The organism is Streptomyces sp. NPDC006283 (assembly GCF_040613325.1).
Lineage (GTDB): Bacteria > Actinomycetota > Actinomycetes > Streptomycetales > Streptomycetaceae > Streptomyces.
On the sequence record NZ_JBEXRZ010000243.1, the window covers coordinates 1 to 10,552 of the forward strand.

The 10,552-nt window shown below is 72.2% G+C and carries 9 protein-coding genes; 6 read left to right on the plus strand and 3 right to left on the minus strand.

The window, feature by feature from the left end:
• Positions 1-215 precede the first annotated feature (215 nt).
• Together ABZ070_RS31825 and ABZ070_RS31830 are read left to right on the plus strand one after the other, a co-directional pair.
• The gene (locus ABZ070_RS31825) at positions 216-608 is read left to right on the plus strand and encodes a ribonuclease (RefSeq protein WP_356638916.1); all 393 of its coding nucleotides are present in this window, start codon (positions 216-218) and stop codon (positions 606-608) included.
• Between the two features lie 40 nt (positions 609-648).
• Entirely contained in the window at positions 649-1,035 is a 387-nt protein-coding gene (locus ABZ070_RS31830) for a barstar family protein (protein ID WP_356638918.1), read from the plus strand.
• Positions 1,036-1,052: 17 nt separating this feature from the next.
• Here ABZ070_RS31830 and ABZ070_RS31835 read toward each other — a convergent pair whose 3' ends face one another.
• Together ABZ070_RS31835 and ABZ070_RS31840 are read right to left on the minus strand one after the other, a co-directional pair.
• The gene (locus ABZ070_RS31835; RefSeq protein ID WP_356638920.1) at positions 1,053-2,576 is read right to left on the minus strand and encodes an ankyrin repeat domain-containing protein; all 1,524 of its coding nucleotides are present in this window, start codon (positions 2,574-2,576) and stop codon (positions 1,053-1,055) included.
• 23 nt (positions 2,577-2,599) lie between these two features.
• Positions 2,600-3,508: a hypothetical protein gene (locus ABZ070_RS31840; protein WP_356638922.1), complete on the minus strand. Its 909-nt coding sequence runs from the start codon at positions 3,506-3,508 to the stop codon at positions 2,600-2,602.
• A 254-nt stretch (positions 3,509-3,762) separates the two neighbouring features.
• On the opposite strand from ABZ070_RS31840, the gene ABZ070_RS31845 reads away from it, so the two are divergent.
• A complete protein-coding gene (locus ABZ070_RS31845) occupies positions 3,763-4,521 on the plus strand; it encodes a serine protease (RefSeq protein WP_356638924.1) in 759 nt (252 codons plus the stop codon).
• 77 nt (positions 4,522-4,598) lie between these two features.
• On the opposite strand, the gene ABZ070_RS31850 is transcribed toward ABZ070_RS31845, so the two are convergent.
• Entirely contained in the window at positions 4,599-6,347 is a 1,749-nt protein-coding gene (locus ABZ070_RS31850) for a beta-galactosidase family protein (protein WP_356638926.1), read from the minus strand.
• Between the two features lie 179 nt (positions 6,348-6,526).
• Here ABZ070_RS31850 and ABZ070_RS31855 point away from each other — a divergent pair, with 179 nt between their 5' ends.
• From ABZ070_RS31855 to pepN, 3 genes are all read left to right on the plus strand, one after another.
• Complete coding sequence (locus ABZ070_RS31855) at positions 6,527-7,411, plus strand: AraC family transcriptional regulator (RefSeq protein WP_356638928.1); 885 nt, start codon at positions 6,527-6,529, stop codon at positions 7,409-7,411.
• Positions 7,412-7,422: 11 nt separating this feature from the next.
• Positions 7,423-7,752, plus strand: a complete 330-nt coding sequence (locus ABZ070_RS31860) for a chorismate mutase (RefSeq protein WP_356638930.1) — start codon at positions 7,423-7,425, stop codon at positions 7,750-7,752.
• Positions 7,753-7,862: 110 nt separating this feature from the next.
• Entirely contained in the window at positions 7,863-10,361 is a 2,499-nt protein-coding gene (gene pepN / locus ABZ070_RS31865; RefSeq protein WP_356638932.1) for an aminopeptidase N, read from the plus strand.
• Positions 10,362-10,552 lie beyond the last annotated feature (191 nt).

Consider the following 10,552-nt stretch of genomic DNA (forward strand, 5'->3'; position numbering starts at 1 on the left):
CGCATGGACGACCTGGACACGCCGATCTGGGCCGCCGCCACGGAGGCCTGGCAGGCTGACGCGGAGGCGGCGGCCCCGCCGGCGGCGCGGGGCCGGCAGACCCGGTGTCGTGGCGGGGCGGCTTGGGGGACAACCGCGTGCCGCGGGGGCCAACAACAGGCAAATCCGCATTCGTTGTCGTTGACACGTCAAGTTCTACGCGCATCAATGGACGTATGCGAATCCCCCCACGACTCGCCACCCTCAGTGGCATCACCGCCCTCGTATCGACTCTCCTCATCGGCGGCCAGGCCGCCACGGCAGCCCCCGCCGGCGCTTTCGCGATCGGTGACATCTGCTACTCCGACCTGCCGAGCCAGGCCCACGACACCCTCGACCTGATAGAGCAGGGCGGGCCGTTCCCGTACGAGCAGGACGGAACGGTCTTCCAGAACCGTGAAGGCATCCTGCCGCCCCACTCCACGGGCTACTACCACGAGTACACGGTCATCACCCCCGGCTCCCCGAACCGCGGCGCGCGCCGCATCGTCACCGGTGACTCGGCGCAGGAGGACTACTACACCGCCGACCACTACGAGTCGTTCGACCTCGTCGACCACGGCTGCTGAATCCGTCCCGCCGCTCCGCCGCGCAGGTAACCTCCGCCCCATGACGACGACCTTTGTGATCGACGGGGCGGAGGTCACCGGACTGGACAGCTTCTGGAAGGCCATCGGTGAAGCGGTCAACGGCCCGGGCGGCTACTTCGGCCGCAATCTCGACGCCCTCGCCGACTGCCTCGGCGGGGGCTACGGCACCCCCGACGACGGCGACTTCGTCATCGAGTGGCACGACCACGAACTCTCCCGCAGGGCCCTCGGTCACGAGGAGACCGCACGACAGCTGGACCGCCGCGCCCGCCGCGCCCACCCCGACGCGAGGGCCGACGTCCGCGCACAGCTGGCGCGGGCACGCGAAGGGCACGGCCCCACCGTCTTCGACTGGCTGGTGGCGATCTTCGAGGAACGTGCCCCGGGCAGGCTGAGGCTCCTCTGACGGCCGGAGCCGGACCTTCAGCCGTGCCGCGACGGCGTCCCCGCGAGCCGCCGCCGCAGCCGCTCGTCCCTGATGTGCCGCACCGCGTTCGCCGCCGTGTCGTGGGCGTAGCCCTCCGGGTCCTCCTCCGCCAGCAGCCGCGTGAGGACCTCCTCCGCGCGCGGGTCCTGGCGCATCGCGAGCCCTCTGGCCGCCTCGGCCACCGTCTCGGCGTCCGGGTCCTGGACACGGGCCGCCAGTGCCTCACGGATCTCGGGTGTGTCCGCGTCCACGCCCGCCAGCCCCGTGGTCGCCCAGTCCCTGACCGACGCCTGCGCGTCCCGCGTCAGCCCGATCAGGGTCCGCACGCCCTCCTCGTGGTCCCCGGGCACCAGCCCGCACAGCGCCAGCGCCACCCGGAGCCGCACTCCCGCGTCCGGGCTCCCGGCGTGCCGCAGGATTTCGGGGAGCGAGGCCGGGTCGCCGTGGTGCCCGAGCGCCAGGACGGCCGCCTGGACGACCTCCGGGTCCTTCGCCTCGCGGGACAGTTCACGCAGCAGCGGCAGCGCCCGTGCGGCGAACGGCCGCACGACCCGCCCGCCGCTCTCCGCGCGGAAGCCCAGCCGGCCCAGCACGTCCGCGGCGAAGGCCTGGTGCAGCGGCTCGTCGCTCGCGCACCAGCCGACCGCGGTCCGGAAGGTCTCCTCGTCGCCGAGCCGCCACAGGGCCGTCACCGCCTCGATCCAGTCGTCCCGGTCCGGGTCGCCGTGGTTCAGGGCCCGTTCCGCGAGGGTCGCGTGCGGAGTGCGGATGCCGAGCCGCTCCTCGAGGAGCGTGGCGATCGCGCCGTGGCCGGTCTGCTGCTCGCTGCCCGACGCCGGGCTGCCGTCCCGCAGCAGCTCGACGACCACCGTTGTGCCGCCGTCCTCCTCGACGCGCCGTGCGACCGTCTCCGCCCCCGGTTCGTACGCCAGGAGCTGGGCCCGCAGCTCCTGTTCCACGTCGAGCGTCAGCCATCGGCGGGCTTCCTCCAGCGCCTGCTCCAGCGTCTTCGCCCGTGAACCGGCCCCGTGCCGCAGCAGGGCCCGCACCGTCGACGGCGAGCCGCGGCGGGCGGCGAGCACCAGCGGCGCCTCGCCGCTCGGGCCCGGCAGATCGGGGTCGGCGCCGTGGTCCAGGAGGGCCTCCACCGTGTCCGTGTGCCCTTGGGTCACCGCCCAGATCATCGCGGTGAAGCCGAGCAGCTCGCGGCGGTCGGCTTCCGCGCCCGCGGCGAGCAGCGCCCTGACGGACTCGGCGTGTCCCCAGGCGGCGGCGCCGCACAGCGGCAGGTCGCCGTCCTCGGGACCGCAGGCCCGGTCGGGGTCGGCGCCCGCGGCGAGCAGCAGCCGCACGATGCCTGCCTTGTTGCCGGTGGCCGCCTCGTACAGAGGCGTCCGGCCGTCCTCGTCGGTCGCCTCGGCATCGGCTCCCGCCCGCAGCAGCCGCACCACGGTGTCGTCGTCAGCGCCGTGCACCGCCTCGAACAGGTCCAGCGCGTTCGCCGCCGGTTCGTCCGTCATGGTTCGACCTTACGGAAGCCCTGTCAGGTGTCGCATTCGAGAATCGTCCGACACAGCCCGCAGCGGGCTCGTACCCGCCCCCGTACCGGCACCCGGATGCGCTGGTGACAGGTGGTGCACGGGAAGGAGACGCGCAGGCCGTCCGGACCGTGCTCGAACGCGTAGGCGTACGGGCCGGCGGCCTGGGCTCCGGGGGCCTGGAGGGCGTGGCGGCGGTCCTTGACGTAGCGGAGACGGCCGAGCCGGCCCGCTGTGGTCAGCGGGGGCTGCTGGGCGTCGCGCAGCGCCTCGGCGCGGCCCTTGGTGTACGCGTGGTAGGCCTGCGGGCTGGTGAACCAGGTCCGCGGATCCTCGTCGAGGGCCATCGCCCGCCCGGCGAGGACGTAGCCGAACTCCTCCGGCGTGAGATAACCGAGCTTCTGGCTGGACACGGCGTCCTCGCGGAACGCGTCCAGCAGCAGCCAGCCCGCGCCCAGATAGGTGGTCACGGTATCGGTGAGGATCTCGTTGTCGCGGGTGCCGGGGAACGCCAGCCCGAGCCGGTGCAGCAGTACATGGGTGATCTCGTGGGCGAGGGCGGCGCCGATGTCCCGCCGGTGGGTGCGGAACCGGTCATTGAGCTCGATGAAGTACTCCGGCCCCGCGGTCAGTTCGACGCTCGCCGCGTGCTTCATCTCGCGGAAGCTGACAATCACCCGGGCGTCCGGCAGGCGCAGATGGTGCACCAGGGCGCGGGCCACCCGCTGCGCGCCCAGGTGGAGATCGTCCTGCTCGCTGAAGGCGACATCGGCGGGGAGCACGCTGGGCGCGTAGGAGAGCACGCCCTCCGGGGAGAGCCGCCGGTACAGCGCGGTGATCGCCGACCGCACGGTGTCCAGGTGCGGGAAGCCGTGTACGACCTCGCTGCCGTTCGCCACGTGCCGTACCCCCATGCGTCCTGGTCTTCCACGCCTCTTGCGCCTGTGGCGCGTGTGTACCTGCGCGCCCCCCGAACGGGCTTCAACTCTACGGCGGTGCCGCGGACGCACCGCTGAGACGCCGCCCGGGAATTGGCCGAAAGGTGCTCCTTGTGGTGTCCGCTGACCGGGTCCCATACTCCGGAGAACGCCTTGTCGGGCACATGTCACCGCTCGGTCCGGCTCGGTGTACCCCTCAACCCCCCACGAGAGGCAGTCCCTTGAACCTGATGCGCACGCTCAAGAGATGCGTCGCCGCCGGCGCCGTCATCCTCGCCGCCGTCAGTCTCCAGCCCACCTCAGCCTCCGCCGCCCCACCGCCCGTCGTCGGCGGCACGCGCGCCGCGCAGGGCGAATTCCCCTTCATGGTCCGGCTCTCCATGGGCTGCGGCGGCGCGCTCTACGCCAAGGACATCGTGCTCACCGCCGCGCACTGCGTGAACGGCTCCGGCAACAACACCAGCATCACGGCGACCGCCGGCGTCGTGGACCTGCGGAGCTCCAGCGCCATCAAGGTCCGTTCCACCAAGGTCCTGCAGGCCCCCGGCTACAACGGCACGGGCAAGGACTGGGCCCTCATCAAGCTCGCCCAGCCCATCAACCTGCCCACCCTGAAGATCGCCGAGACCACGGCGTACAACAACGGCACCTTCACCGTCGCCGGCTGGGGTGCGGCCCGCGAGGGCGGCGCGCAGCAGCGCTACCTGCTCAAGGCCCAGGTCCCGTTCGTCTCCGACGCCGCATGCGGGCAGGCGTACAACGAACTCGTACCAGGCGAGGAGATCTGCGCCGGCTACAACCAGGGCGGTGTCGACACCTGCCAGGGCGACTCCGGCGGTCCCATGTTCCGCAAGGACAACGCCGGTGCCTGGACCCAGGTGGGCATCGTCAGCTGGGGCTACGGCTGCGCGAGGGCCGGCTACCCCGGCGTCTACACCGAGGTCTCCACCTTCGCCGCCGCCATCAAGTCCGCGGCAGCGAACCTGTAAGGCACCCGGCGCACAAGGCGTACAAGAGGGGGCAGGCTCGGCAGCCTGCCCCCTCCGGCACACAGCACCACCGCAGCTCAGCGCAACCGCAGCACCGGCTCGGCCGCGCCGCCCTCCAGCTCCAGCACCCACACCTCGTTGCCGCCCGCGCGCAGCACGGGCCCGGGCACATACAGCGGACGCACCGGCCCGGCCGACCAGTAGCGGCCCAGGTTGAAGCCGTTCACCCAGACGAACCCCCGTGTCCAGCCCGGCAGTTCGAGGGCCGCGTCACCCGGCACGGCCACGTCGAACGTCCCCCGGTACAGCCCCACCGCCCCCGGCTCGGGATCGCGCCACGGCATACGGGCGAGCGCACCGGGCTCCTCGAACGCTTCCAGCCGCAGCCCACAGGCCCGCACACCGTGCAGAAACTGCCGCTCGTGCAGCACCCCGCCGGTGATGCCCTTCGGCTCACCCGTGCGCGGCCCGTAGTTGACCCGGCCCAGCGACTCCACCCACAGCTCCACGGACGCCGGGCCCGCGACCGGTTCCGCAAGGGTGGCGTTCTCACCGTCGAGCACCCCCGCCCGCACCCCGTCCACATACACCACGGCCCGGTCGCGGAGCCCGGCCACGGTCAGCGGATAGGGCTGACGCGGCCCCGGGACGTCCACGCGAACGCGGACCAGTCCGCGCTCCACGCCCAGCTCCTCGAACGTCAAAGGCACCGGGGACTCGCGCTCCTCGCCGCCGAGAACCTCCAGCACCGCATCGGCCGGCGCCCACTCGCCGAGCGTGACCCGCACCGGCGACGACAGTGCGGCCGGGGCGGGCGGCGGCTCCGGCAACGGCCCCTCCTGATACCCGGCGAGGATCTCGCGGAAGAGCCAGAACTTCTCCGTCGGCCGCCCCGCCTCGTCGACCGGCGCGTCGTAGTCGTAGGAGGTCACCGTCGGCTGCAACTCGCCGTCGTGCAACGGCCCCGAGCGATTCGCCCCCGCCCAGCCCCCGAAGTTCGTCCCGCCGTGCGCCATGTACAGATTCACCGACGCCCCCGCCGCAAGAGTCTCCCGCAGCACCCCGGCCGCGTCCCGCGCCTCCCGCCGTGCCGGCGCCGCCCCCCAGTGCTCGAACCAGCCACACCAGAACTCCATGCACATCAGCGGCCCCGACGGCCGGTGGCGGCGCAGCGCCGCGAAGGCCCTTGCGGCCCCCGACCCGAAGTTCACCGTGGCCAGCACACCCGGCAGCGAGCCGCCCGTCAGCATGTGGTCCTCCGGGCCGTCGGACGTGAACAGCGGCACCGTCACACCGCGGGACCGCAACAGCCGAGCCAACTGCCGCAGGTACTCGCCGTCCGAGCCGTAGCTGCCGTACTCGTTCTCCACCTGCACCATCAGCACCGGGCCACCACACGCGATCTCACGCTCCACCACCTGCGGCAGAAGCCGCGTGAACCAGCGCTCCACATGCTCCAGATATTCGGGATCACGCGTCCGTGCCCGCCGCCCCACCCTGCCCGTGAGCCACGACGGCAGACCGCCGTTCTCCCACTCGGCGCAGATGTACGGCCCCGGCCGCACGATCGCCCACATGCCCGCCGCGTCCACCGCGTCCAGGAACCGGCCGAGCGCGCCCGGGTCCACGTACCGCCCCGGCTCCGGCTCGTGCAGATTCCACGGGACGTACGTCTCCACGCAGTTGAGGCCCATGGCCCGCAGCATCGCCAGCCGGTGCCCCCACTGCCCCTCGTGCACCCGGAAGTAGTGCAGCGCCCCCGACAGCAGCCGCACCGGCCGCCCGTCCAGCAGGAAATCCGTGTCACCCACGGTGAAGTCAGCCACCCGACGCTTCCCTCTCTCGCTCACTTTCCGTCACGAGGATCACCCTCTGGCGCACGGCGGGTCCATGGACAAAGATCGGCTCTCCTTGGACTGACTGACCGGGGGAGGGCCAAAAGAGCACCAAGGGGACCGGGCACCACGGAAGGGCCCCGGGAACCACGGAAGGAGCGGGAAACGGCATGTACCACACCTGGATGCGCTACTTCACCCCGAGCCCTGTTCACCACCGGCTCGGCCTCGTATGTCTCGGCGTCGGCCTCCAGCACGGCACGCTGCCCAAAGTCGGACCCCGCACCCTCGACCACCACGTCGCCGTCGTCATCAGCGCCGGCAGCGGCTGGTACCTCGCCGCGGACGGACGGCGCACCACCGTCACCGCCCCCGTCCTGCTCTGGCTCACCCCCGGCGTGCCCCACCACTACGGCCCCGACCCCGCCGGATGGGACGAGAGCTTCGTCGACTTCACCGGGCCCGCCACCACCACCTACACCGAACTCGGCTACATCGAACCCGACCGGCCCGTGGTCCCCCTGTCCGACGCCGCCGGAGCCCGCGCCGCCGTCGGCCGCATCGCCCGCGCCGCACGCCGCGGCAATCCCCTCCTCGAGGTCGAGACCGGCGCCGCAGTCCACGAACTCCTCGTCGCCCTGCGCCGCGCCCGCGCCGACCTCGGCCCCGACGGCGATCCGGTCCTCACCGCTCTGGCCCGCGACGCCTTCCAGCCGCTGACCGTCGCCGAACACGCCGCGCGGAACGGCATGAGCCTCGCGGAACTGCGAACCGCCGTCCGCCGCGGCACCGGACGCACCCCCAAGGACTACCTCCTCGGCATCAGACTGGGCCGCGCCAAGGAACTGCTCGCCGCCACCGAGCTCCCCGTCGCCGCCGTCGCCCGCCGCGTCGGGTACGAGGACCCCGCCTACTTCTCCCGCCTGTTCACCCGCCGCGTCGGCCTCGCGCCCATCCGCTTCAGGGAACAGCAGGGCCGGGCCGTCCCCGGCGGATGGAGCACCCGCGTCCCGGACCCCGAACACCCTCCGACCATCGCCACGTCCTCGACGTAAGCTCCCTGACCATGACCACGAGGGACATCGACGAGACCGTGCGCGCCGAGCTGAACCGTCTGCGCGAGAGCATCGACAACATCGACGCGGCCGTCGTCCACATGCTCGCAGAACGCTTCAAGTGCACCCAGCAGGTCGGCCACCTCAAGGCCGAGCACCATCTGCCGCCCGCCGACCCGGCCCGCGAGGCCCGCCAGATCGAGCGGCTCAGGCACCTCGCGGAGAGCGCGAAACTCGACCCGGCATTCGCGGAGAAACTGCTCAACTTCATCATTGCGGAGGTCATCCGCCACCACGAGCAGATCGCCGACCAACCGGACCCCCCGGAGCAGCCCGCCTGACCGGACAGGCCGGCCCCGCCCGACCCCGAAGCCCATACCCGCAGAGTGTGCGCTGACAGCGGAACCCCCACCCCGTGTGCCGACGCGGGCCCATCAGGCAGCATGGGCCCATGTCCGTACTGACGCGCGACGAAGCGCAGACCCGAGCCCGGCAACTCGACGTACACCGGTACACGATCGACCTCGATCTGACCACCGGCGACGACACCTTCGACTCCCGCACCGTCATCCACTTCACCACCACCGCGGCCGGGGACACCTTCGTCGAGATCAAGCCCGCCGAACTCCGCTCGATCACGCTCGACGGACACCCCCTCGACCCCGCCTCCCTCGCCGAGAACCGGCTCCCCCTCACCGGCCTCACCGCCGGCGAACACGAACTCCGCGTCGACGCCCGGATGCGCTACTCGCACACCGGCGAGGGCATGCACCGCTTCACCGACCCCAGCGACGGCGAGACGTACGTCTACACCCAGCTGTTCATGGACGACGTGCAGCGCGTCTTCGCCGCGTTCGACCAGCCCGACCTCAAGGCCGTCTTCGAACTGTCCGTCACCGCCCCCCAAGGCTGGACCGTCCTCGGCAACAGCGTCGCCACCGACCAGGGCGCGGGCCGCTGGACCTGCGCCCCCACCCCGCCGATCTCCACCTACCTCGTCGCCGTCGCCGCCGGCCCCTGGCACTCCGTGCGCACCGAACACGCCGGACTGCCCTTCGGCCTCCACTGCCGCCGCTCCCTCGCCCCCTATCTCGACGCCGACGCCGACGAACTCCTCGACGTCACCCGGCAGTGCTACGACCGGTACCACGAGAAGTTCGAGGAGCCCTACCCCTTCGACTCCTACGACCAGGCCTTCGTCCCCGAATTCAACGCGGGCGCCATGGAGAACCCGGGCCTCGTCACCTTCCGCGACGAATTCGTCTACCGCTCCGCCGTCACCGATACCCAGCGCCAGACCCGCGCCATGGTCATCGCCCACGAGATGGCCCACATGTGGTTCGGCGACCTCGTGACCCTCAAGTGGTGGGACGACATCTGGCTCAACGAGTCCTTCGCCGAGTACATGGGCTACCAGACCCTGACAGAAGCCACCCGCTTCACCGACACATGGGTCGACTTCGCCATCGCCCGCAAGTCCTGGGGCTACGACGCCGACCAGCGCCCCTCCACCCACCCCGTCGCCCCCGACCCGGACGCCGTGCCCGACACCGCGTCCGCCATGCTCAACTTCGACGGCATCTCCTACGCCAAGGGCGCCTCCGCGCTGCGCCAGCTCGTCACCTGGCTCGGGGAGAAGGACTTCCTCGCCGGCATCAACAACCACTTCGCCCGGCACAAGTTCGCCAACGCCACCCTCGCCGACTTCATCGACTCGCTCGCCGACGCCACCGACCGGGACGTGCACGCCTGGGCCGGGTCATGGCTGCGCACCAGCGGCGTCGACACCCTCACCCCGACCGTCACCGACACGGCGGCCGGCTGGACGCTCACCGTCGAACGCGACGGCAGCCGCCCGCACCGCATCGCCGTCGGCGCCTTCGACCCCGACCCCATCGACCCCGGCCACCTCGTCCTGCGCGACCGGCTCGAGATCGACGTACCCCAGACCGAGGAGGCGACGCCGCGCCCCGGCCGCCGCCCCGCCCTCGTCGTCCTCAACGACGGCGACAACAGCTACGCCAAGGTCCGCCTCGACGACACCTCCTGGGCCACCGTCCTCACCTCGCTGTCCGGCATCCCCGACGCGCTGACCCGCGCCGTCGTCTGGAACGCCGCCCGCGACATGGTCCGCGACGGCGAACTCGCCCCCTCGGTCTACCTCGAGGCCGCCCGCGACCACCTGCCCCGCGAAAGCGACCTCGCCGTCGTCCAAGGCGTCCTCGCCTTCGCCGCCGGCCCGATCGCCGACTGCTACCTCCCCGCCGACCGGCGCCCCGCCGCGCTCGCCACCCTCACGCACATCAGCCGCGCCCTGCTGCGCCGTACCGAGGACGGCAGCGACCCCGGCCTGCGCCTGACCGCCGTACGCCACTACATCGACGCGGCCACCCAGCCCGAGCCGATCCAGGAATGGCTCAGCGACGGCAGCGTGCCCGGCGGCCCCGAACTCGACCCCGAGCTGCGCTGGCGTGTCCTCAAGCGCCTCGCCGTCCTCGGCGCGGTCGACGAAGCGGCCATCACGGCGGAGCTGGAACGCGACCCGAGCGCCACCGGCCAGGAGGGCGCGGCGCGCTGCCGCGCGGCCCTCCCCACCCCCGAGGCGAAGGCCGCCGCCTGGGCGAGGCTCTTCACGGGTGAAGAACTCTCGAACTACCTGTTCACCGCCACGGCGCAGGGCTTCTGGCAGCCCGAACAGGCCGACCTCGTACGCGAGTACGTGCCCCGCTTCTACCCCGACGCGGTCGCACTCGCGGCCCGCCGCGGGCCGGCGATCGCGGAAGCGTGCGGCCGGTACGCCTTCCCCGTCCACGCGGTGGACGCGGAAGCGCTGCGCATCGGCGAAGCACGCCTGTCCGAACCGGACATGCTCCCGGCCCTCCGCCGCAAGCTGACCGACCAGGTCGACGACCTGCGCAGGGCGCTCCGGGTCCGGGCGGCATCGGCCTGACGAAGCCATGGCCCCTGACGGAGGCCCGGCGGGCCCAGAGAGCGTGCCGTCCTTGTCGGGGCTCCTTCCCCTCCGCCTCGCGGCGTGGGGCTCCACCGAACCCCGCGCCGGGGCCCCCTGGGGGCGGCGATCGCGGGCCCCTCCCGGGGCACTCCCCCCCAAAGGAATATCCCAACTCTTAAAAACAGTCC